Consider the following 23,333-nt stretch of genomic DNA (forward strand, 5'->3'; position numbering starts at 1 on the left):
GTCGCTCAGGGCGTGGCGGGTACCACTTCCACCTGGGTATATTCGCGCAGGATGCCGCCACCGGCCACGCTGCCCGAGGTGCTGCCCTGGCCCATCATGCGGGCGCGGCAGGCGGCTTTGTCGTCGGGCGGTAGCTTGTCGCAGCGCGCCATGGCGTTGGCCAGCAGCTCGTCGCCCGACAGGCTGCGGCGGCTTTTATCGGCTCGGGCATTGCGGGCTTCTTCCAGGCAGGTCGCCAGGCTTTGCGGGGTCTGGCCGCTGCGGCAGGCGCGCACTTCGTCCTGGTAGTTGCCGGATGCATCGATGCTGACCTGGGCGGTGGCAGCCGTTACCGCAAACAGTGCGATACCGGCAAAGTACATGTAACTACGGCGTGCTGAGGTATTGGGGGAGATGTCTGCAGGTTGCGGCATGGTGTGTGCCTCCATAGCTTTTAGGGTGGACTGAGTATGGTTCCCAGCTTGCGCGCGCGCTGCCAGACAGTGCGACGTGCTGTCACACGGCATTTTCTGATGGGCGTGTAGGCCTAGTCCTGCGTACGCTAGCGCACAGACGCTGACCGGTGCCGGCCGCTAGCCTGCACATGCGCTATTTGAAAAGGAATGCATGTGTTCTGCGCTAGCTCAAATGCACACGCATGTCTTGCTGTGAAACTCAAATAATGGCAAATCTCAACAGTTCGGCCGCTGCCGCGGCGGCGGACCCGTCCCTGCTGGCGGTGGATGAAGTACTGCGCGTGTACGCAGCCGATGCCGAGCAGGGCCTGACGCAGCACGAGGCTGCGCAGCGCCTGGCCCAAGCTGGCCCGAACGAACTCAAGGCGGCGCTACCGGTGCCGTTGTGGCGGCGTGTGGGGGCGCATTTTCGAGACCCGCTGATCCACCTGCTGCTGGCCGCTGCCTTGGTCGCCCTGGTGGCCTGGGCGGTCGAGGGCGCAAGGGGCTGGCCGGTAGATCCCATCGTGATCCTGGCGATTGTGTTGCTCAATGGTGCATTGGGCTATGTGCAGGAGGCCAAGGCCCAGGATGCGGTCGCCGCGCTGAGCCGCATGACGGCGGCGACGTCGGCAGTTATGCGGGGTGGGCAGCGGGTGCGGGTGCCCAGCGTCGACCTGGTGCGCGGCGACGTGCTGGTGCTGGCCGAGGGCGACGCCGTAGGCGCCGATGCACGGCTGCTGCAGGCGGCCAGCCTGCGTGTGCAAGAGGCCTCGTTGACCGGCGAAAGCGAAGCCGTGCTAAGGGATACGGCCAGGCTGTCTGCCGCGGTCGCACTGGGCGACCGTGTCAACATGGTCTTCAAAGGTACCTCGGTGGTCCAGGGCACGGGCCAGGCCGTGGTCACCGCAACCGGCATGGACAGCCAGATGGGCCAGGTCGCCGCCATGCTGGAAGCCACCCCACAAGCCGCGACGCCGCTGGAGCTGGAAGTCGGCCGTATTGGGCGCATGCTGGGCATGGCGGTGATCGCCATCACGGTGGTAGTGGTGGGCACGATTCTGTGGATGACGCCGGTGCACAGCCCGGCCGCGGTGGTGCATGTGCTGCTCTTGGGCGTGGCCTTGGCGGTGGCTGCCGTGCCCGAAGGCCTGCCCGCCATCCTGTCGGTAGTGCTGGCCTTGGGCGTGCAGCGCATGGCCGGGCACCGGGCGATTGTGAAGAACCTGTCTTCGGTGGAGACGCTGGGCTGTGCCTCGGTCATCTGCACCGACAAGACCGGCACCCTGACCCGTGCCGAAATGACCATAGAGCGGGTGGTCACCGCCTCGGGCACAGCCTATGTGAGCGGCGTGGGCTATGCCCCCGAAGGCCGCATCGAGCATGCGCACGCCGAGCTGCCGGCAGGGCCGCAGCGCGATGAGCTGTTGCTGGTGCTGTGCGGCGGCAGCCTGTCGGGCAATGCGGTGCTGCGCCAGGAAGGCGGCACATGGAACATCCACGGCGACCCCACCGAGGCGGCCTTTCTGGTGGCGGAGCGCAAGCTGGGCGCGACCGAGCGCCGCGAGCGGCGGTTTGAGCGCATCGGTGAAATACCGTTTACCTCGGACCGCAAGATGATGTCGGTGCTGGCGTTGGACCATGAGCATGGCGGCGCGGGCGTGCTGGTCTGCAAGGGTGCCCCGGATGTGCTGCTGCAGCGCTGCAGCCATGTGCGGGTGGGCCTGGAGATGGTTCCGCTCGATGCAGCGCTCAGCGCCAAGATCCTGGCGGACGTGGATACGCTGAGCAACGCGGCATTCCGCACCCTGGCCGTGGCCTATCGGCCGCTGGCAGCGGACGAGAACGGGCCGGCGCTGGAAGCCTTGGAGCACGGCCTGGTGTTTGCGGGCACCGTAGGCATCATCGATCCGCCGCGCGAGGAAGCGGCTGTGGCCATTGCCGAGGCGCACCGGGCAGGCATCCGGGTGGTAATGATTACCGGCGACCACCCGCGCACGGCGGCTCGCATTGCCGCCGACCTGGGCATCGTGTCAGCCGGCACGCCGGCGCAGGCGCTGACCGGTGCCGATCTGGACGCCCTGGACGACACGCAGCTGATCGCGGCGGCGCGCACCACCCATGTGTACGCCCGCGTAGCCCCGGCGCACAAGCTGCGCATCGTGGATGCCCTGCAGGCCGACGGCAACATCGTCGCCATGACCGGCGACGGCGTGAACGATGCGCCCGCTCTCAAGTCGGCCGATATTGGGATTGCCATGGGCGTGACCGGCACCGAAGTCACCAAGGCGGCGGCCAAGATGGTGTTGGCTGACGACAACTTTGCCACCATCGTGCAAGCGGTACGCGAGGGGCGCGGCATCTTCGACAACATCCGCAAGTTCTTGCGCTACCTGCTGTCGTCCAATATGGGCGAGGTGCTGATGGTGTTTGGCGGCGTGGTGGGTGCTGGTGTGATCGGCTTGGCCAGCCCGGACCATGCGGTCGTGCTGCCGCTGCTGGCCACCCAGATACTCTGGCTCAACCTGGTGACCGACTCCTGGCCGGCCCTGGCCATGGGCATCGATCCGTCTACCGAGGACGTGATGGTCCGTCCGCCGCGCCGCATGACCGACAGGGTGATCGACGCCCGCATGTGGATAGGTGTGGTCGAAATAGGCCTGGTGGTGGCCACCGTGGCCCTGCTGACCATGGACATGGCCTTGCCCGGTGGCTTGTTTGAGGGCACGCAAGATCTGGACACGGCCCGTACGGCGGGCTTTACCGTGCTGGTGCTGGCCCATTTGTTCAACTGTTTCAACGCACGTTCAGAAAACACCAGTGCATTCCATCGGCTGTTTGTGAACGGCTGGCTGTGGGCGGCCGTGGCGGTGTCTGTCCTGTTGCAGGTGGCGGTGGTGCACCTGCCGTTTCTCAACCTGGCTTTTGGCACCGTGCCGCTGTCGTTGCCGCAGTGGCTGTTGTGCACAGCCATGGCCAGCGTGGTGCTGTGGTACAGCGAATTGCGCAAGCTACTGCGTCGGGCTTGCATGCCTCCTGCTGTGGCGTCAACGGGCGCGTGACCATGCATACCCAGACGCTTCCACCGGCCGCCATCGCGCAGCCGACGCCGCAAAGCCTGGTTCTGTCGGGCACCTGGACTGCGGCCGGCCTCCAGGCCGGTATGTTGCAGCAACTGGATGCGCTGCAGCCCGCTGCTGGGGATGCGTTCCAGGTCGATGCCGCGCAGGTGGCGGCACTGGATTCCGCCGGGGCCTGGGTGCTGCAAAAGCTGCTGCTGCGCTTGCGCAGCCAGGGAGGCGCGGTGGATCTGCAGGGTCTGGGGGCGCCGTTTTCCCGCTTGCTGGACTTTGTGGCGCAGCAAGTGGCCGACCAGGCCCGCAAGCCGTTGCCGCCGCCGGCACCCCAGCCCGGCGTGTTGGAAAGTGTGGGCCGCAGCACGGTGGAGGCCGCTGAGCAAGCTGTTGCACTGCTGGGCTTCATCGGTGAAACCGCGGTGGCCCTGGCGCGCTGCGCTGTGCAGCCCAGGCGGTTTCGCTGGCGCTCGGTGCTGGTCAACATCCGTATTGCCGGGTTTGACGCCCTGCCCATCGTCGGGCTGCTGGCTTTTTTGCTGGGCATTGTGGTGGCCTACCAGAGTGCCGACCAGCTGCGGCAGTACGGCGCCAATATCTTTATCGTGGACATCGTAGGCCTGTCGATGCTGCGCGAGTTTGCGCCCTTGATCGCAGCCATCATCGTGGCCGGCCGATCCGGTTCGGCCTATGCCGCGCAGATCGGCACCATGGTGGTGACCGAAGAAGTCGATGCCTTGCGCACCCTGGGCATCGCGCCGGTGGAGCTGCTGGTGCTGCCCAAGCTGATCGCCTTGGTGGTTGCGCTGCCGCTGCTGACGGTGTTTGCCGATGTGCTCAGCGTGCTGGGCGGCATGGTAATGGCGCGGGCGCAGCTGGATGTGGGGTTTGCCGAGTTTCTGGACCGCTTTGTCAAAGCGGTCAGCGCCACCTCGTACATGGTCGGTGTGGGCAAAGCCCCGGTGTTTGCCGCCATCATCGCGGTGGTGGGTTGTTTCCAGGGATTTCGTACCCGCGGTGGCGCCGAGAGCGTGGGTCGCCAGACCACGCGCAGCGTGGTGCAGTCCATCTTTCTGGTGATCGTGGCCGATGCCTTGTTCTCCATCATCTTCAGCGTGCTGGACCTCTGATATGCCGACCACTCCCGCAGAAGATGGCCTGGTGATCGAGATGCGCAATGTTGCGACCCGTTTCGGCACGCATGCCGTGCATACCGATGTGAACCTGGGTATCCGCAAGGCCGAGATATTCGCCTTGATTGGCGGCAGTGGTTCGGGCAAGTCGACCTTGTTGCGCGAAATGGTTTTGCTGCAGCGCCCCAGTGCCGGTACGGTCCGGGTGCTGGGCATGGACTTGCGCAACATCGGCGATGGCGATGCCCTGGCGCTGTGCCGCCGCTGGGGCGTGATGTTCCAGCATGGCGGCTTGTTCGGCGCCCTGACGGTGGCTGAAAACATCGGCTTGCCGCTACGCGAACATACCCAGCTGCCGCCGGCCCTGATTGCGGAAATCGCCGCAACCAAGCTGGCGATGGTTGGCCTGGCGCCCGAGGTAGCGGCCCAGTACCCGGCCGAGCTCAGCGGCGGCATGCTCAAGCGTGCGGCACTGGCCCGTGCCCTGGCCCTCGACCCCGAACTGCTGTTTCTGGACGAGCCGACGGCTGGCCTGGACCCGGTCAGCGCGGCCGGCGTGGACGCCTTGGTGCTGCAGTTGCGCGGGCTGTTTGGGCTGACCATCGTGATGGTGACCCACGATCTCGACCTGCTGTGGCAGGTGGCCGACCGGGTGGCCGTGCTGGCCCAGGGTACGGTGCAAGCCATAGGCTCGATGGCCGAGCTGTCGCAGCTGGACAACCCGCTGATCCGGCCATTTTTTGACGGTCCGCGCAGCCGGGCGGCACAAGCGCAGGCCGAAGCCGGAGAGGCAGAACAGCCCGCAGGCGGCACAACCAGGAGCACACCATCGAAACCAAAGTGAACTACCCCCTCGTAGGTGCGTTCGTCCTGCTGCTAGGCGCTGCCCTGGTGGCGGGTCTGCTGTGGCTGGCCTCTGGCGGCGCCGTGCGCAAGCAATACGACCTGTACCTGGCGATTGAGAATGAATCGGTGGCAGGCCTGAACCTGAACGCACCCGTCAAATACAACGGTGTGGAAGTCGGCCGGGTGCGCGACATCCACCTGGACGCAGCCAACCCGGAACGCGTGCAGCTGACCTTTGCGATAGAGCAGGGCACGCCGATCAAGGAAGACACGGTTGCGGTGCTGAAAACCCAGGGACTCACCGGCATCGCCTACGTGGAGCTGGGCGGCGGCACCCCGGCTGCGCCGCTGCTGCGCGCGAAAGCGCCAGGCCTATACCCGGAAATCCGCACCAAGCCCTCGCTCAGCGCCCGGCTGGAAAACGTGCTCACCACCGCTGCCGAAAAGCTCGACCGCATATCGATCAATGTGGATGCGGTGCTGAGCAACGAGAACCGGCTTGCCATCAGCCAGGTGCTGGCCGACATGGCCGTGATCAGCCGCACCATTGCCGGCCGCAAAGACAGTATTGACAAAGGCCTTGTCAACGCCGCGCGCACCTTCCAGAACACCGCCCAGGCGTCGGCACAGCTCGGGCCCGCGATTGCGCGTATCGGCCCGGCCGCCGATGCCGTGCAGAAGATGGGCTTGGAAACCGCCCTCACCAGCCAACGGGCTGCGCAAGTGATCGATGCCGCTGCCGCCGACCTGGCCCGCGTGGGGGGCGAAACCCTGCCTGAAGTACAGCGCTTGCTGGCTGAAATGAATGCCTTGTCCGGTTCGCTGCGGCGCCTGAGCGAGCAAACCGAGCGCAACCCCGCTTCCTTGCTCTGGGGGCGCAGTCCGGTGCCGAGCGGGCCGGGCGAATCCACTCCACAACCTCCACAAGCGACAGCACCATGAAATACCTTGCCTTGATGCGCCTTATTCGCCAGCTGGGCTGGTGCAGCGCCCTTGTCGCCTTGGCGTTGGCTGGCGGATGCACGGCATTGCGCCCGGCGGCGGTGGCGCAACCCAGCGTCTACACGCTGGGCACGGTGTTGACTGCTGCGCCCGTGCAAGCTGCCGCGTCGGCGCCAACCTTGCTGGTGGACCTGCCGCGCGCGGCGCCGGGCTTCGATACTGCCCACATCGTCTATGTACGCAGCCCGCACACCCTGGAGCACTTTGCCCACAACGCGTGGGTGGATACGCCGGCCCGCATGCTGGCGCCGCGGATCGTGGCCGCGTTGGGCCAGGGCGGCGCTTTCCGCGCGGTGGTGCTGGCACCGAGTGCGGTGGCGGGTAGTTTGCGGCTGGATACCGAAATCCTGCGCCTGCAGCAAGACTTTTCCACCTCGCCCAGCCGCACCCGCTTCACGCTGCGCGCCACCTTGGTGGATTCTGGCACCCGCCGGGTGCTGGCCTGGCGCGAGTTCGATGCCAGTGTGGCGGCGAAAACCGACGACCCTTACGGTGGCGTAGTGGCGGCCCATGGTGCGGTACAGGCGGTGCTGGACGAGCTGGCGGCGTTTTGTGCATCCACGCTTACCGACCGATAGGGGTGTTGCGCGCAGGGCTTGAATATTTGGGGCTTGGCCCTAGAATGCAGATAACTGTTTATTTGTCCAGTATTTTCTGCCGCTATCCACCGCCATGCCTGCCCGTGCTGTTCCCTTTCTTGATTCCGTCTGGCGCGCCAGCGAACTGAGCGCGGGCGCAGGGGCAACGGTGGCCAGCGGCCATGCGGCGCTGGATGCGGTGCTGCCCGGCGGTGGCTGGCCTTGCGGCAGCCTGACCGAGCTGCTGCAAACCCAGGCCGGCGTGCATGAATGGCGCTTGCTGCTGCCAGCGCTGCGTAGCGTGCCGGGAACGGTGGTGCTGGTAGCCAGCCCGCATCTGCCGAATCTGCCGGCGCTGGCCTGCCAGGGCCTGGCCCTGCCATCGGTGCTGTGCATACAGGCCGATACACCGGCCGACCAGCTGTGGGCGGCCGAGCAGGCGCTGCGTTGCCGCGATGTGGGCGCGCTGCTGGTCTGGCTAGGCCAGGCCCGGTCCGAGCAATTGCGCCGTCTGCAGATGGCGGCCCAAAGCGCCAACCAGCAGCAGGCGCCGTTGGTGTTTGCCTTCCGGCCGCTGGCGCAGCAGTACGAGTCGTCGCCCGCGCCGCTGCGCATCCGCCTGGGCAGCGCACCCGGGCACCGGCTGGAACTCGGCGTGCTGAAGCGCCGCGGCCCCAGCCTGGACCGGCCGGTGCTGTTGCTGCCCGCGCTGCCGCCGGCCCTGGTGAAACCGGCGCGTACTCCGGTGCCCCTTGTCAGCACCCCGCTCCATGCTGTGGATCGCCCTCGCACCCCAAGCACTGCCTGAGGATGCCGCGGAAGCCGAGGCGCTGCTGCAGGCCCTGGCCTGGGCCGTGCTGCAGTTCAGCCCGCGTGTCTGCCGGCTGGAGCAGGCCGTGCTGCTGGAGGTGGAGGCCAGCGTGCGCCTGTTTCACGGCCAGCGCCAACTGCTGCGCCAGGTGCAGCAGCAAACGGCGCAATGGTGTGCCTGCAGCCTGGCGCTGGCACCCACGGCCTTGGCGGCACTGGCCCTGCTGAAGCAGCGCAGCAATACCTTGGTGGGCTGCAGTCCACACACCTTGCAGGCCCGGTTGGACGGCCTGCCCATGCACTGCCTGGCGGCGCTGGCCGCCCATCTGCCGACCCTGCAGCGTCTGGGCTGCCGCAGCATGGGCCAGGTGCGGGCGTTGCCGCGCAGCGGTGTGTCGCGCCGCTTTGGCGCTGGGGTGTTGGACGCGCTGGACCGGGCCTATGGATTGAAGCCTGAACTCTATCCCTGGGTGGCACTGCCCGAGCAGTTCCGCCTGCGGCTGGAATTTAGCGGCCGCATAGAGCTGGCCCAGGGCATGCTGTTTGGCGTGCAGCGCCTGCTGCTGCAGCTCAAGGCCTGGTTGCAGGCCCGGCAAAGCGGCGTCATCGGCGTGCGCCTGCACTGGGAGCACGACATGCAGCCCCGCAGCGAGGCGGCGGCCGGCTGCATGGAGGTCTGTACGGCCGAGGCCACGCGCGATACCGCGCACCTGGCCAAGCTGCTGGCCGAGCATCTGGCCCACACCCCGCTGGCCGCGCCGGTGGTGGCCATCACCCTGGAGGCGCTGGGCGTGGAGCGCCTGCAGACCAGCAGCCAGAGCCTGCTGCCCGAGGACCGGCTGCGCGGCGAATCCTTGCAGCAGTTTATCGAGCGGGTTTCGGCCCGGCTCGGGCCGCAGCAGGTGCTGCGTGCCCAGGCGGTAGCCGACCACCGGCCGCAGCGCATGCAGACCTGGGCGCCCGCCAGTACCACGCTGCCTGGCAAGTCGATTACGCCCGATCCGGCCCAGGCCTCGCATCCACCGTGGATCTTGCGCCAGCCGCAGCCTCTGGCAGTGCAGAACCACCGCCCGCTATACCAAGGGCCGCTGCACCTGCTGGCCGGCCCCGAGCGCATCGAGGCCGGCTGGTGGGAGGGCGCAGAAGACCTGACCCGGCGCGACTACTTCATCGCCCACAGCGCGCAGTCCGGCCTGCTGTGGATCTACCGCGAGCGGGCGCCGGCCCGGGGCAGCAGCGGCTGGTTCTTGCATGGCCTGTATGGCTGATATGGCTAATAGGGAATTACCGGGTTATGCCGAGCTGCATTGCCTGAGCAACTTCAGCTTCCAGCGCGGGGCCTCGCATCCCGAGGAACTGGTGGAGCGCGCATTGGAGCTGGGCTACACCGCCCTGGCGATCACCGATGAATGCTCGGTAGCCGGCGTGGTGCGGGCGCATGTGGCGGCACGCGGCCAGCCGCTGCGCTTGCTGATCGGTTCCGAGTTCAGGCTGCAGGATGGCAGCCGCCTGGTGCTGCTGGCCCGCAACCGCCGCGGCTACGGCCAGCTGTGCGAATGGATCACCCTGTGCCGAGCCCCGCGCGATGCCGACTACCGGCAAGATCCCGCGCATTGGGAGGCCCAGGCCAGCCAGCTGAACGACTGCCTGGCCTTGCTGTCGCCGCCCCGGCAGGCCGATGCGGATGCCATCGGCGCGCGTGCCCAGTGGCTGCAGCGCCTGTTTCCGCAGCGCTGCTGGATCGCCGTGACCCTGCTGCAGCGCCTGGACGACGCCCGCTGGCTGCACACGCTGCAGCAGGCCGGCCAGCGCAGTGGCCTGCGGCTGCTGGCTGCAGGTAACGTGCATATGCATGCACGCTCGCGCAAGCCCTTGCACGACGTAATCAGCGCCGTGCGCCTGGGCCGGCCGGTCGCCGACTGCGGCTTTGCCTTGCAGCCAAATGCCGAAGCCCATTTGCGCACCCGTGTGCGCCTGGCTGGCCTGTATCCACCCGAGCTGCTGCAGGAAAGCCTGCTGGTGGCCGCGCTGTGCACCTTTAATCTGGACGAGCTGAAGTACGAGTACCCGCAGGAGGTGGTGCCGCAGGGCCACACCCCGGCCAGCTTTCTGCGCCTGAGCGCGCTGGCCGGCGCCGCCGAGCGCTACCCCGAGGGCGTGCCGGCCGATGTGCTGCAGCGGCTGGATTACGAGCTGGCGCTGATCAGCGACCTGCGCTACGAGAAGTATTTTTTAACCGTCTACGACATCGTGCGCTTTGCGCGCAGCCGCAACATCCTGTGCCAGGGCCGCGGCTCGGCGGCCAATTCGGTGGTCTGCTACTGCCTGCGGGTCACCGAGGTCGACCCGGTCCGAAGCCATGGCCTGTTCGAGCGCTTCATCAGCCGCGAGCGCAACGAGCCGCCGGATATCGACGTCGACTTCGAGCATGAACGGCGCGAGGAGGTGATCCAGTACCTGTACGAGCGTTTTGGCCGGCACCGCGCCGCGCTGACCGCTACCGTGGTTACCTACCGGCCGCGCAGCGCCATCCGCGACGTGGGCAAGGCCCTGGGCCTGCCGCCGGACATGCTGGAGGCCCTGGCCAAGAACCATGTGTGGTGGGACGGCCCCGAGGCCATGCCCGAGCGCCTGCGCGAGATCGGCGTGGACCCCACGCTGCGCACCATCGTCCTGCTGCTGGAGTTGACGCGCGCGCTGATCGGTTTTCCGCGCCATCTGTCCCAGCATACCGGCGGCTTTGTGCTGACCGGCGACCGGCTGACTTCCAGCGTGCCGGTGCGCAACGCGGCGATGGAAAACCGCACCACCATCGAGTGGGACAAGGACGATATCGACGCGCTGGGCCTGCTGAAGGTGGACGTGCTGGCGCTCGGCATGCTGACCGCCATCCACCGCAGCCTGAACTTCATCAGCCAGTGGCGTGGCTACGCCTTTACCCGGCAGCACATCAAGGAGGGCGATAAAGCGACTTACGACATGTGCTGCGCCGCCGACACCATAGGCGTGTTCCAGATCGAGTCGCGGGCCCAGCAAAGCATGCTGCCCCGGCTGCGGCCGCGCTGCTATTACGACCTGGTGGTGCAGGTGGCCATCGTGCGGCCCGGGCCTATCCAGGGCGGCATGGTGCACCCGTATCTGCGCCGTCGCCAGGGGCTGGAGCCGGCGCAGAGCCCCAATCCCGCTTTGGGGCCGGCGCTGGACCGGACGATGGGCGTGCCCATCTTTCAGGAACAGGTGATGCAGATCGCCATGATCGCCGCGGGCTTCAGCCCCGGCGAGGCCGACGAGTTGCGCCGTGCCATGGCCGCCTGGAAGCGCAAGGGCGGCATCGAGAGGTTTTACCAGCGCATCCTGGACGGCATGGCGGAGCGTGGCTACGAATCCGAGTTCGCCGAAGCCATCTTCCGCCAGATGCAGGGCTTTGGCGAATACGGCTTCCCCGAGAGCCACGCCGCCAGCTTTGCGCTGCTGGTCTACGACAGCGCATACATGAAATGCCATGAGCCAGGCTGCTTTCTGGCGGCCATGCTGAATTCGCTGCCCATGGGCTTCTATGGCCCGTCGCAGCTGGTACAGGACGCGCAACGCCACGGGGTGGAAGTGCGGCCGGCCGACGTAACGCACAGCGACTGGGACTGCACTCTGGAAAGCGGTGGACCACTGCAGCCGGACCGACTGGTGCAGCCGGCAGTACGTCTGGGCCTGCGCCTGGTGTCGGGCGTTTCCCAGAAGAACATGGAGCGCCTGGTACAGGCCCGCGCCGTCCAGCCCTTCAGCAGCACCGAAGACCTGGCCTTGCGCGCGCAGCTGGATGCCGGCAGCTTGAACGCGCTGGCCCGGGCCGATGCGCTGGCCAGCCTGTCCGGGCATAGGCGCCAGCAGGTATGGGATGCCTCGGCCCTGCATGCCACACCCGCGCTGCTGCGCGATGCGCCGGTGCATGAGCAGGCGCTGGCTTTGGAGCAAGCCCCCGAAGCCGAAGAAATCGTCTGGGACTATGCAGCCCTGGGCATGAGCTTGCGGCGCCACCCCGTGGCCTTGCTGCGTGGCTATTTGCGCAAGCGCTGGCTGCTGTCGGCTGCCGAGCTGCGGGATCTGCCGGAAGCCGCCACCGGCCGCATGGTGCGCGCCTGCGGCCTGGTTACCGTGCGGCAGCAGCCGGGCACGGCCAAGGGCATTGTGTTCGTGACCCTGGAGGACGAGACCGGCAGCGTGAATGTGATCGTCTGGAAGAGCTTGCGCGACAGCCAGCGTGCGCCCCTGCTGCAGGCCAAGCTGCTGGCGGTCTATGGCCAGTGGCAACGCGTGGGCGAGGTGCGGCACCTGGTGGCCAGGCACTTGCGCGATGTCAGCCATTTGCTGGGCGAGCTGGCCACCAGTAGCCGGGATTTTCACTAGCCTGTCACACAGATGCTATTGAATCAATAGCTTCTTGCGCTGGTGGAATATGCGCCAGAGGCCTCAAAAGCTTATGAAATGGCTAGAGCGAATGGGTCACGGCTTTGTCATCGTTCTGACATCAAATTTCAAGACACTGGCCGCTACCATCCCGCGCCCGTTTGCCTGACCCTACTGATGTCCGCTCTTCAAAAAAATACCTCCGTACCCGAGTTCAGCCCTGGAGCCCTGCTGGACCGCGACCACAGCATCCTGGCCTTCAACGAGAGGGGGCTGGACTGCGCCCTGCGGCCCGATGTGCCTCTGCTGGAGCGTCTGCGCTATCTGTGCATCGTCTCGTCCAACCTGGATGAATTTTTTGAAGTGCGGGGCGCCCCGCACCTGGTGGCGGCCCATAGCAACGACTACCGCGGTGTCTACACCGTCGATTCGTTCAAGAAGCTGGCGGCCGACGCCCATGCGCTGGTGGCGCGCCAGTACGCGCTGTACAACGACCAACTGCAGCCAGCGTTTGCCGAGCAGGGCTTCCAGATCATTCCGCATGGCGAGCGCAACCCCGTGCAGCGCCGCTGGGTCAAGGCCTACTTTGACCGCGAAGTCCGCCCCTTGCTGATGCCGGTGGGGCTGGACCCGGCGCACCCGTTTCCGCAGGTGGCCAACAAGTCGCTGAACTTCATCGTGCGCCTGCGCGGGCAGGACGCGTTTGGCCGCGAGAACGAGATCACCATCGTCAAGGTGCCGCGCGTGCTGCCGCGGCTGATCCGCTTGCCGGATGCGGTGTCGGGCGAGCGCATGCTGTTCGTGTCATTGTCGAGCGTGATCCGCGCCCATCTGCATGAGATGTTCGTCGGCCGCGAGGTTGGGCAGTTCTCGCAGTTCCGCGTGACCCGGCATTCCGACCTGGCGGTGGACGAGGACGATGTGCGCAACTTGCGCACTGCGCTGCGCCAGGGGCTGGAGGTGCGGCACTTTGGCCAGGCGGTGCGGCTGGAGGTGTCGGCCGATTGCTCCGAGCATTTGTCGCAGTTTCTGCTGCGCCAGTTCGACCTGCCCGAACAGGCGCTGTACCGCGTGCACGGCCCGGTGAACCTGGCGCGGCTGACCCAGCTGATCGACCTGGTGGACCGGCCGGCCTTGCTGTTCCCGCCGTTCCAGGCCAGCTGGCCGCGGCAGCTGACGCGCGGGCAGTCCTTTTTTGAACGCCTGAAGCAGGGCGACGTGCTGATCCACCAGCCGTTCGAGAGCTTTGACGCGGTGCTGGCCTTCTTGCGCGAGGCGGTGCACGACCCGGCGGTGCTGGCCATCAAGCAAACCATTTACCGTACCGGCCCGGATTCCGAGCTGATGGCCTTGCTGCGCGAAGCCGTGCGCCGCGGCAAGGAGGTCACGGTCGTGGTGGAGCTGAAAGCCCGTTTCGACGAAGAGGCCAATATCAACTGGGCCGAGATGCTGGAGTCGATCGGCGCCCAGGTGGTATACGGCGTGGTGGGCCTGAAGACCCACGCCAAGATGCTGCTGGTAACACGCCGTGAAGGCAAGCAGCTGCGCCGCTACGGCCATTTGTCCACCGGCAACTACAACCCGCGCACGGCCCGGCTGTACACCGACATCAGCCAACTGACCGCCGACGCGGCGCTGACCAGCGACATGGAGCAGGTGTTTGTGCACATCGCCGGCCAGAGCAAGCTGCCGCGCCTGCGCCGCCTGTGGCTGGCGCCGTTCCAGCTGCACCGCAAGCTGACCGACACCATGGATGCGCTGGGCAAGGCAGCGGCCCAGGGCACGCCGACCCGCATCGTCGCCAAGATGAATGCGCTGACCGACGAGGCGCTGATTGCGGCCCTGGTGCGCGCAGGCCAGCAGGGCGTGCGTATCGACCTGGTGGTGCGCGGCGCCTGCATGCTGCCCGGCCAGGTGCCGGGCTGGACCGACAACATCCGGGTGCGCTCGGTGGTCGGCCGGTTTCTCGAGCATTCGCGCATCTTCTACTTCCGTAACGGCGATAAAGAAGACCTTTATCTGTCGAGCGCCGACTGGATGAACCGCAATATGCTGCGCCGCATTGAGCTGGCCTGGCCGGTCACCGACCCGCAGCTGCGCCAGCGCGTGATCGACGAATGCCTGGTGCCGTACCTGCTGGACGAACGCGACGCCTGGGATCTGGGCGCCGACGGCAGCTACACCCGTACCCGCAGCGACGGCCATGGCGCGCAGGCCGCCTTGATGGGCCGCTATGCCCAACGCCGCAGGTGAATGCCATGGACCTGATTTTGTGGCGCCACGCCGAAGCAGAGGAGGGGGATGACACGGTGGATGACATGGTGCGCTGCCTGACGCCACGCGGCGTCAAGCAAGCCCACCGCATGGCCCAGTGGCTGGACCGGAATCTGCCCGAAAGCACGCGGGTACTGGCCAGCCCCGCGCACCGCACCGAACAAACGGTACGCGCCCTGGGGCGCCGCTACAAGCTGCGGCCTGAACTGGCGCCCGGCTGCCGCCCCGAGCAACTGCTGGCTGCCGCCCAGTGGCCGGACAGCAAGGCTGCCGTACTGGTGGTCGGGCACCAGCCGACACTGGGCCAGACGATTGCCCAGTTGCTGGGCATGGGCGACGTGGAGCTGTCGGTGCGCAAGGGGGCGGTCTGGTGGCTGCGCCGGCGCGACCGCGATGGCCTGGCCCAGACCGTGGTGGTCACGGTGCAGGCGCCGGAGTTGCTTTAGGCCTTCTTCGCGACTTTTTTCACCGCTTTCTTGGCGGCGGGCTTGGCAGGTGCAGGGCTGGCGGCTTCGGCTGCCGGGCGGCCGGTCTTGATGGTGGGCACGGCTTGCAAGGCCACCCGCAACGCCGCATCCGACATGGCGGCCAGGGCTTTGATACCGGCGCGCAGCAACTCGCTCTTCTTGGCGGGCTGGGCCAAGGCGATGGCACGCAGTTTCAGTTCGTCCAGCACCGTGTATTCGGCTTTGGGAATGGTGAAGCTGTCGCGGACCAGCTTGGGCTTCTTGGCCTTGACGGGCTTCTCGGCGGCAGCTGCGGTCACTGGCTTGGGTTTGGCCACGACAGCCTTGGCTTTTGCCGCAGGGGCTTTGGGGCTCTTGGCCACTTTGGCGCGCACAGGAGCAGCTTTGGGTGCGGCGGCCTTGGCGGGCACGGTCTTTTCGACGGGTGCGGCGGGCGTTGCAACCGGTGCGGCTACGGGTGTGCTGGTGGCTTTGGGGGCGGCGGTCATGCGGAAATTCCTTTTTAAACGATTTATATAGTTTATATGGTTTTAAGGAATTTTTGAAGCCGTCAGCGGGTGTTGGCTTCCTTTTCATGCGGCTGTCATGGCTGTGACTTACTGTGGACGGTTGTCCCGTTGCGATGGAGTAATACTTTGGATGCTTTTGCGGTGGATATGCCCAGCCTGACCCGCGACTACCTGCCCACCAGCGTGCGCCAGGGGCGCGGACCCTTGGCCGAGCTGATGCGCAAGAACGCGCTGTACTCGGTGTTCCAGCCTATCGTGGACCTGCGCAATGGCAGCGTGTATGCGCATGAGGCCTTGGTCCGTGGCGTGGAAGGCACGCCGCTGTTTGGCGCCGATGCCTTGTTCCAGGCGGCGCGTGTAGAAGGCCTGCTGTTCGAGTTCGAGCTGTACTGCATCGGCGTGGCGCTGGAGGGCTGGGGCCGTTTGCAGGAGCCGGGCCGTTTGTTTGTGAACATCAGCGCCGATGCGCTGGTGGACGTGGTGCAGCGCCAGGGCTGTACCAAGCTCGTGCATCTGGTGCGCAGCTTTCGGGTACTGCCGCGCATGCTGGTGCTGGAGCTGACCGAGCATGAGCGCGTCAACAATATGGACCAGTTGATCGACGTGGTGCGCGAAGTGCGGGCGGCTGGCCTGTCGCTGGCGCTGGACGACTTTGGCGATGGGCGCTCCAGCTTGCGCCTGTGGTCGCAGGTGAAGCCCGAGATCGTCAAAATTGACAAGTACTTCACCAAGGACATCTCCCAGCACGCGGACAACTTGCAGACCCTGCAGGCGTTGAAACAGATTGCCACCATTTTTGGCACCCAGCTGGTGGCCGAAGGGATTGAAACCAAGGACGACCTGCGGGTGCTGCGCGACCTGGACCTGGCCTACGGCCAGGGTTATTTGCTGGGCCGGCCCGAGCTGTTGCCGCGGGTGAAGGTCAAGGAGCTGGCGCTGGAGGTGCTGAACGACACCCTGGTGTCGATCTTTCCGGCTTCCGGTCGGGTGTCCCGGTCGGGGGTGTTGCGTGGTTTGTCGGTGCAGCAGGCGCCTTGTGCCGGAATTCACACCACTAACGACCAGCTGTCGGTGCTGTTTTTGCAGCATCCGGAATTGCATGCGATTGCCATCGTGGACCAGGGGAGGCCGCTGGCTCTGGTCAACCGGCATGAGTTCATGACGCATTACGCCACCCAGTATTACCGCGAAGTGCACGGGCGCAAGCCCTGTCTGGCCAACGCCAACCATGCACCGCGGCTGGTGGAGCGCGACCACAACGTCGACGAGCTGGTCGGCATACTGACCTCGCAAGACCAGCGCTACCTGACCGAAGGCTTTATCGTCACGGAAAACGGGCGCCATATCGGGCTGGGTACCGGCGACCAGCTGGTGCGATCGGTGACCGAGGTGCGGCTGGAGGCGGCCCGCCACGCGAATCCGCTAACCTTTTTGCCCGGCAATATCCCCATCAGCCAGCACATCGAGCGCTTGATGGACGCCGGTGCCGACTTTGTGGCCTGTTATGCGGACCTGAACCATTTCAAGCCGTTCAATGACCATTACGGCTACTGGCGCGGCGATGAAATGATCCGCCTGGTGGCCAAGCTGGCGCTGGCGCACTGCGATGCCAAACGGGATTTTGTCGGCCACGTGGGTGGCGACGATTTCATCTTTCTGTTCCAGAGCAGCGACTGGGCCCAGCACTGCGAAGCCATCGTGCAGGAGTTTTCCGAGCGGGCCCTGACCCTGTTCGACGACGCAGCACGGCTGGCCGGGGGTATCCAGGCCGAAGACCGCCAGGGCGCGCAGCGGTTTTTCCCGTTCACTACGCTGTCGATAGGCGCGGTGCGGATCCAGCGGGGCCAGTATGGCCATGCCGAGGAGGTGGCCAATGCCGCCGCCCTGGCCAAGCACGATGCCAAAGTGCATGGCGCGGGCCTGTTCGTGCGCGGGGCGGCGGACATTTTGCCGGTTTGAGCCGGCAATTGCATTTGCAATCCATGGCAGTCTGCAGGGCCACAAACTGCTCTATAAAATGGGCGCATGGCCACCAAAACACCCAAAAAGCCACCGCAGCCCCCGACCCAGCCGTCAGTTCCTGATGACGGCGGTTCGGTTGTGCTCGAGCGGCGCACCGAAAAAGTCCAGCCGCCCCAGATGCACCAGGTGCTGATGCTCAACGACGACTACACCCCTATGGAGTTCGTCGTGGTCGTGATCCAGGAGTTTTTTGGTAAAGACCGCGAAACAGCCACCCAAATCATGCTCAAAATTCATCTAGACGGAAAAGCCGTATGCGGCGTTTATTCCAAAGATGTGGCTGCGACCAAGGTCGATCAGGTACTGGAGGCCGCCAAGCAATCGGGACATCCATTGCAATGCGTAAGCGAACCTGTAGGTTGATAGCTTGAATAAGTAGAAGCGCAACCCATGTAGAGTGCGTCATCAGAGTGTCGTTAACAGCAAGGCAAAAAAGGAATTCACATGATTGCCCAAGAATTGGAAGTCAGTTTGCACATGGCTTTTGTGGAAGCGCGCCAGCAACGCCACGAATTTATTACCGTCGAGCACCTGCTGCTGGCCCTGCTGGACAACCCCAGCGCGGCTGAAGTTTTGCGCGCCTGCTCGGCCAACATCGACGATTTGCGCAAGTCGTTGAGTAATTTCATCAAAGACAACACCCCACAGGTTGCGGGTACCGACGATGTGGATACCCAGCCCACGCTGGGCTTCCAGCGCGTGATCCAGCGCGCCATCATGCACGTGCAGTCCACCGGCAGCGGCAAAAAAGAAGTGACTGGTGCCAATGTGCTGGTAGCAATTTTTGGCGAAAAAGACTCGCATGCCGTGTATTACCTGCACCAGCAGGGCGTTACACGCCTGGATGTGGTGAACTTTATCGCCCATGGCATCAAGAAGAGCGATCCGCCCGAGCCCGCCAAAGCTGCTGAGAGCCAGTCCGAGGGTGAAGAAGGCGGCAGCGAGAAGAATGAAAAATCTTCTCCCCTGGAGCAATTCACCCAAAACCTGAACCAGATGGCGAAGGAAGGCAAGATTGATCCGCTGATTGGCCGCGAATACGAAGTCGAGCGCACGATCCAGATTCTGTGCCGCCGCCGCAAGAACAACCCGCTGTTGGTGGGTGAGGCTGGCGTGGGCAAGACCGCGATTGCCGAGGGGCTGGCCTGGCGCATCACGCAAAAAGAAGTGCCTGAAATCCTGGCTGAAGCCGTGGTCTATTCGCTGGACATGGGCGCATTGCTGGCGGGTACCAAGTACCGTGGTGATTTCGAGCAACGCCTCAAGGGCGTGCTCAAGTCGCTGAAAGACAAGCCCAATGCGGTTTTGTTCATTGACGAAATCCACACATTGATCGGTGCCGGTGCGGCATCGGGCGGTACGCTGGATGCGTCCAATCTGCTCAAGCCAGCGCTGTCCAGCGGCCAGCTGAAGTGCATTGGTGCGACCACGTTCACCGAATACCGCGGCATTTTCGAGAAAGATGCTGCGCTGTCCCGTCGCTTCCAGAAGGTCGATGTGGTGGAGCCGACCGTGCAGGAAACCGTGGAAATCCTCAAGGGTTTGAAGTCGCGCTTCGAAGAGCACCATGGCGTGAAGTACGCGGTAGCCGCCTTGCAGGCCGCCGCCGAGCTGAGCGCCAAGTACATCAACGACCGCCATCTGCCCGACAAGGCGATCGACGTGATCGATGAGGCCGGCGCTGCCCAGCGTATTCTGGCGCCCAGCAAGCGCAAGAAAACCATCACCAAAACCGAGGTGGAGGAAATCGTGGCCAAGATCGCCCGCATTCCGCCCGCCAATGTGTCCAACGATGACCGCGGCAAACTCAAGACGCTGGAACGCGATTTGAAGAACGTGGTGTTCGGCCAGGATAAGGCCCTGGACGTGCTGGCATCTGCAGTGAAGATGGCCCGTTCGGGCTTGGGCAAGGGCGACAAGCCGATTGGCTCGTTCCTGTTCAGCGGTCCTACCGGTGTCGGCAAGACCGAAGCTGCGAAGCAACTGGCCTACATCATGGGCATCGAGCTGATCCGCTTCGACATGTCGGAATACATGGAGCGCCATGCGGTGAGCCGTTTGATTGGCGCGCCTCCGGGCTATGTTGGTTTTGACCAGGGCGGCTTGCTGACCGAGGCTGTCACCAAAAAGCCACACTGCGTGCTGCTGCTGGATGAAATCGAAAAAGCCCATCCGGACATCTTCAACGTGCTGTTGCAGGTGATGGACCACGGCACCTTGACCGATAACAACGGGCGCAAGGCCGACTTCCGCAACGTCATCATCATCATGACGACGAATGCGGGTGCTGAGACCATGAACAAGGCGACGATTGGCTTCACCAATCCACGCCAGTCGGGCGACGAAATGGCGGACATCAAACGCCTGTTCACGCCGGAGTTCCGCAACCGTCTGGATGCGACAGTCAGCTTCAAGGCTCTGGATGAAACCATCATCCTGCGCGTGGTCGACAAATTCTTGCTGCAACTGGAAACCCAGCTGGCCGAGAAGAAGGTGGATGTCACATTCACCGACAACTTGCGCAAGTATCTTGGCAAGAAGGGCTTTGACCCCTTGATGGGGGCGCGGCCAATGCAGCGCCTGATCCAGGACACGATCCGCCGTGCCTTGGCCGACGAGTTGCTGTTTGGACGCTTGATCGACGGTGGCCGTTTGACGGTGGACATGAAGGTCACCACCGACGAGAAGGGTGTGGAAACCGGCGAAGTCGAGTTGGACATCCAGCCGCTGCCCAAGAAAGAAGGGCGCGCGAAGCCCGAGTCGGAAGAGGCAACGGCCGGCTAAAACCGGGGCGCAACGCAAAAAAGGGGCGGTACCGCAAGGTACTGCCCCTTTTTTTATGGATAGCTTCTGGATCGATTACAGCGGCAAGGTGTCGAGTGCGGAGTAGGCTTTGCGCAGCCAGGTCTTGACGCGCTGGCGTTCCAGCATGCCCAGGCCATCGGTTTCACTGCGTTCGTGCACTGCGCTCCAAAAGCTGGCGTTCTGCCGGTCGATCTTGCGCATGCTGGCGTCTTGCAGCTGTGGCAGCTCAATCACACGGGCGCCGCAGGCCAAAGCGTTCTGCATGGCCGTCGACGATCTCATCAGCGAGAAATCCGAGCCGCGGCCCAGATTCAGTACCACAATGTAGTTGGGCGCCGTGCCGAAGCTCTCCATCAGGTCGGCCAGCAGGTTTACCGAATCTTTACCTTCGTCAATAACGTGCCAAAAGTTCACCGCGATCTTCAAGTCCGCTAGCACTTCGAACAGGTCGGAGTCTTTGATCCAGCGTGCCAACGGAGCAGCAGTTTGTGCTGCCAGGTCAACGATAACGTTCTGTTCGGGGTTAACTTCAAATGCTTCGGCAATCACATCGAGCCCTTCAAAGCTGTCGACGACGACAGGTGAAGCAAAGTCGGGATAGAACCGGGTGAAGGAGTTGTGCGAACGGTCGGTATCAAAGCCAGTAAAGACTTTGCCGGTATCCAGAAAATACTGCGCTAGTACGCGTGCCGTCACCGATTTGCCTACGCCGCCTTTTTCACCACCAATAAAATTGATTGAACTCATGGATTTCCCTGTATTGTTTAACGGATTCTACGGTCTGGGGTTTGAGTCCGTTAACGCATTTTCAAAGTTCTAAAAGCAAAAACTATGCGCAATATTTGTTGCATGTGCCTGAATGGAGGCGCTCAGGCTCACGCTGCGGCGCTGAACAAGCTCTTTAAATAGGCTGGCCAGTGTGTGTGAAACTACGCATTCAATGCCACCTTAAAAAGTCGATCTAAGTCTTTGATCTTGTGCCATCTTTTTGATTTCGATACACTCCGGTTTAATCGTTTCTGAACCGGAGATGAACGCATGCCCTCCACTGAAAGCCCCGCCTTGAACCGCCTGCTACAAATTGTTGCGATATTTACCTGCACCGTGACGCTGTGCGCCATGCCAGCACACGCTGCGCAGCGTAAGAAAGTAGAAATTCAGAAAACCAATGCAGCCAGCAAAGTTGCCAAGCGCAGCAGCGGCGAGAAGTCCGTGCGCGTTGCCCGGGCCTCCAAAACTGCGGTTTCTGCAAAATCGCGGGTGCGCGCTCCCGTAGCCATCATTCCGGCCATACCTTCGTTCGGTGAATTGGCTGGATTGCATGGCGCGCCCGATGCGCTGGCCCTCAAATCCAGCGTGGCCTTGGTGATAGACCAAGATACCCGTGAAGTGCTGTTCAGCAAGAATGAACAGGCTGTTTTGCCGATTGCCTCGTTGACCAAATTGATGACGGGCGTGGTGGTGAACGAAGCCCATCTGCCGATGGACGAAGAAATCACCATCACCCAGGACGACGTGGATACCGAAAAGCGCAGCCGCTCGCGCTTGACTGTCGGGACATCGCTGAGCCGGGGCGAGCTCCTGCATTTGGCGCTGATGTCGAGCGAAAACCGCGCAGCCCATGCGCTGGGGCGCACCTACCCCGGTGGCATGAATACCTTTGTTGCCTTGATGAACGCCAAGGCCAAGGCTCTGGGCATGAAGGACACGCGCTATGTCGAGCCTACCGGCTTGTCCAGCAATAACCAGTCCAGCGCCCATGACCTGGCCACCTTGGTGAATGCTGCATACAACGAGCCTACGCTGCGCGAACTGACCACCTCGCCGGGTTACCAGGTGGATGTGGGCAGCCGCACCCTGCAGTTCAACAACACCAACCGTCTGGTCAAGAATCCCGACTGGGATATCGGCATACAGAAAACCGGCTTCATCAATGAGGCCGGCCAATGTCTGGTGTTGCAAGCCAAGATTGCTGGCCGCAAGCTGATCATGGTGTTCCTGGATTCGGCGGGCAAGCTGAGCCGGATCGGCGATGCGGAGCGCGTACGTCGCTGGGTGGAATCCACCCCCCACGTGGCCAATGCCACCAAGGTCGCGGGCTAAGCCACGACTTTTGCACTCAATGGTGGTTGGCCGCTTTGTAGCCCAGAGCGGACGATATCGCGGTGGCGGTGTTCTGCAGTTTCGGTAGCCAGTTCTCGTCCAGCCGGTCCGCCGGGGCAGAGATCGACAGGCCGGCGATTAGCCGGCTTTGGTCATCGTAAATGCCTACGGCCATACAGCGCACGCCCAACTCCAGCTCCTCATTGTCCCGCGCTACACCGTATTGGCGGGTTTTAGACAATTCGCGTTCAAGCAGCGCCAAGTCGGTCAGGCTGTTCTTGGTTTGGCCGCTCAAGCCGGTGCGCATGGCATAAGCCCGCACCCGTTGCGGGTCATCCACCGACAGAAACAGCTTGCCTACAGAGGTCAGGTGCAGCGGGGCGCGTCCGCCAATCGCCCGCACCACCTGCATGCCCGAGCGTTCGCTGAAGGCCCTTTCCACATACACGATTTCATCGCCCTGGCGCAGGCTGAGGTTGACCGGTTGCTGCGTCAGCCGGTGCAGCTCGCGCATAGGCGCCAGAGCCGCATCGCGCACACTCAGGCGGCCTTTGACCAGGTTGCCCAATTCCAGCAAACGCATGCCCAGGCGGTAGCTGCCTGGTTCTGGCCTGTCGACAAAGCGGCCGGTCGCCAGATCGTTGAGGATGCGGTGGGTGGTAGAGGGATGCAGGCCGGTCTTCTCGCTGATTTCCTTGAGCGACATGGCTTCTTCGCGCGAGGCCAGTACATCGATCAGGGCGAACATGCGTTCAATGACCTGGACGGTAGGCGTAACGGGAATATTGGGGTCAATCGCTTTCATGGGCAGTTCTCGAAAAGAGGTGCTGCATCTTACCTTGTGAAATCCAACATTGCATGATGTGAAATCATGC

At 64.0% G+C, this 23,333-nt stretch carries 18 protein-coding genes; 14 read left to right on the forward strand and 4 right to left on the reverse strand.

Features of this window, described 5'->3' with window-relative positions; translation table 11 throughout:
• Positions 1 to 5 precede the first annotated feature (5 nt).
• The gene (locus J2X19_RS08335; RefSeq protein WP_125473994.1) at positions 6 to 413 is read right to left on the reverse strand and encodes a hypothetical protein; all 408 of its coding nucleotides are present in this window, start codon (positions 411 to 413) and stop codon (positions 6 to 8) included.
• A 248-nt stretch (positions 414 to 661) separates the two neighbouring features.
• Here J2X19_RS08335 and J2X19_RS08340 point away from each other — a divergent pair, with 248 nt between their 5' ends.
• From J2X19_RS08340 to J2X19_RS08385, 10 genes are all read left to right on the forward strand, one after another.
• Positions 662 to 3,496 carry a cation-translocating P-type ATPase gene (locus J2X19_RS08340; protein WP_310372345.1) on the forward strand — a complete coding sequence of 945 codons (2,835 nt, stop codon included), beginning with the start codon at positions 662 to 664 and terminating at the stop codon, positions 3,494 to 3,496.
• A 2-nt stretch (positions 3,497 to 3,498) separates the two neighbouring features.
• Positions 3,499 to 4,638 (forward strand): ABC transporter permease, encoded by a 1,140-nt coding sequence (locus J2X19_RS08345; protein WP_310372347.1) that lies wholly within the window; start codon positions 3,499 to 3,501, stop codon positions 4,636 to 4,638.
• 1 nt (position 4,639) lies between these two features.
• Positions 4,640 to 5,485: an ABC transporter ATP-binding protein gene (locus tag J2X19_RS08350; RefSeq protein WP_310372349.1), complete on the forward strand. Its 846-nt coding sequence runs from the start codon at positions 4,640 to 4,642 to the stop codon at positions 5,483 to 5,485.
• Positions 5,482 to 6,429, forward strand: coding sequence for an MlaD family protein (locus J2X19_RS08355; protein WP_310372351.1), 948 nt, complete (start codon positions 5,482 to 5,484; stop codon positions 6,427 to 6,429). Before J2X19_RS08350 ends, J2X19_RS08355 begins: the two co-directional genes overlap by 4 nt.
• Positions 6,426 to 7,067 carry an ABC-type transport auxiliary lipoprotein family protein gene (locus J2X19_RS08360; RefSeq protein WP_310372353.1) on the forward strand — a complete coding sequence of 214 codons (642 nt, stop codon included), beginning with the start codon at positions 6,426 to 6,428 and terminating at the stop codon, positions 7,065 to 7,067. The genes J2X19_RS08355 and J2X19_RS08360 overlap by 4 nt, the downstream gene beginning before the upstream one ends.
• 94 nt (positions 7,068 to 7,161) lie before the next feature.
• The gene (gene imuA, locus J2X19_RS08365; RefSeq protein ID WP_310372355.1) at positions 7,162 to 7,875 is read left to right on the forward strand and encodes a translesion DNA synthesis-associated protein ImuA; all 714 of its coding nucleotides are present in this window, start codon (positions 7,162 to 7,164) and stop codon (positions 7,873 to 7,875) included.
• Positions 7,838 to 9,145, forward strand: a complete 1,308-nt coding sequence (locus J2X19_RS08370; RefSeq protein WP_310372358.1) for a Y-family DNA polymerase — start codon at positions 7,838 to 7,840, stop codon at positions 9,143 to 9,145. The genes imuA and J2X19_RS08370 overlap by 38 nt, the downstream gene beginning before the upstream one ends.
• Before the next feature lies 1 nt (position 9,146).
• Entirely contained in the window at positions 9,147 to 12,278 is a 3,132-nt protein-coding gene (locus J2X19_RS08375) for an error-prone DNA polymerase (RefSeq protein ID WP_310372360.1), read from the forward strand.
• A 177-nt stretch (positions 12,279 to 12,455) separates the two neighbouring features.
• Positions 12,456 to 14,531 (forward strand): polyphosphate kinase 1, encoded by a 2,076-nt coding sequence (gene ppk1 / locus J2X19_RS08380; protein ID WP_310372362.1) that lies wholly within the window; start codon positions 12,456 to 12,458, stop codon positions 14,529 to 14,531.
• Between the two features lie 5 nt (positions 14,532 to 14,536).
• Positions 14,537 to 14,998, forward strand: coding sequence for a SixA phosphatase family protein (locus J2X19_RS08385; RefSeq protein WP_310372365.1), 462 nt, complete (start codon positions 14,537 to 14,539; stop codon positions 14,996 to 14,998).
• On the opposite strand, the gene J2X19_RS08390 is transcribed toward J2X19_RS08385, so the two are convergent.
• Positions 14,995 to 15,507, reverse strand: coding sequence for a hypothetical protein (locus tag J2X19_RS08390; RefSeq protein WP_310372367.1), 513 nt, complete (start codon positions 15,505 to 15,507; stop codon positions 14,995 to 14,997). The two genes, J2X19_RS08385 and J2X19_RS08390, sit on opposite strands and share 4 nt — an antisense overlap.
• Positions 15,508 to 15,675: 168 nt before the next feature.
• On the opposite strand from J2X19_RS08390, the gene J2X19_RS08395 reads away from it, so the two are divergent.
• The 3 genes from J2X19_RS08395 to clpA all read left to right on the forward strand — a co-directional run bounded on the left by J2X19_RS08395 (position 15,676) and on the right by clpA (position 20,334).
• Positions 15,676 to 17,487, forward strand: coding sequence for a phosphodiesterase (locus tag J2X19_RS08395; protein WP_310372657.1), 1,812 nt, complete (start codon positions 15,676 to 15,678; stop codon positions 17,485 to 17,487).
• A gap of 66 nt (positions 17,488 to 17,553) precedes the next feature.
• Positions 17,554 to 17,913, forward strand: a complete 360-nt coding sequence (gene clpS / locus J2X19_RS08400; protein WP_092754141.1) for an ATP-dependent Clp protease adapter ClpS — start codon at positions 17,554 to 17,556, stop codon at positions 17,911 to 17,913.
• Between the two features lie 81 nt (positions 17,914 to 17,994).
• Positions 17,995 to 20,334, forward strand: a complete 2,340-nt coding sequence (gene clpA, locus J2X19_RS08405) for an ATP-dependent Clp protease ATP-binding subunit ClpA (protein WP_116607958.1) — start codon at positions 17,995 to 17,997, stop codon at positions 20,332 to 20,334.
• 75 nt (positions 20,335 to 20,409) lie between these two features.
• Here the strand turns inward: clpA and J2X19_RS08410 are convergent, their stop codons facing one another.
• On the reverse strand, positions 20,410 to 21,102 hold the full coding sequence (locus J2X19_RS08410; protein WP_310372369.1) for a nucleotide-binding protein: 693 nt from the start codon (positions 21,100 to 21,102) through the stop codon (positions 20,410 to 20,412).
• A gap of 291 nt (positions 21,103 to 21,393) precedes the next feature.
• On the opposite strand from J2X19_RS08410, the gene J2X19_RS08415 reads away from it, so the two are divergent.
• Positions 21,394 to 22,458 (forward strand): serine hydrolase, encoded by a 1,065-nt coding sequence (locus tag J2X19_RS08415; RefSeq protein ID WP_405048608.1) that lies wholly within the window; start codon positions 21,394 to 21,396, stop codon positions 22,456 to 22,458.
• 16 nt (positions 22,459 to 22,474) lie between these two features.
• On the opposite strand, the gene J2X19_RS08420 is transcribed toward J2X19_RS08415, so the two are convergent.
• Positions 22,475 to 23,263, reverse strand: a complete 789-nt coding sequence (locus J2X19_RS08420; protein WP_116607955.1) for an IclR family transcriptional regulator — start codon at positions 23,261 to 23,263, stop codon at positions 22,475 to 22,477.
• Between the last annotated feature and the right edge of the window lie 70 nt (positions 23,264 to 23,333).

This window comes from Rhodoferax ferrireducens (assembly GCF_031458075.1).
GTDB classification, from domain to species: Bacteria; Pseudomonadota; Gammaproteobacteria; order Burkholderiales; family Burkholderiaceae_C; genus Rhodoferax_B; species Rhodoferax_B ferrireducens_A.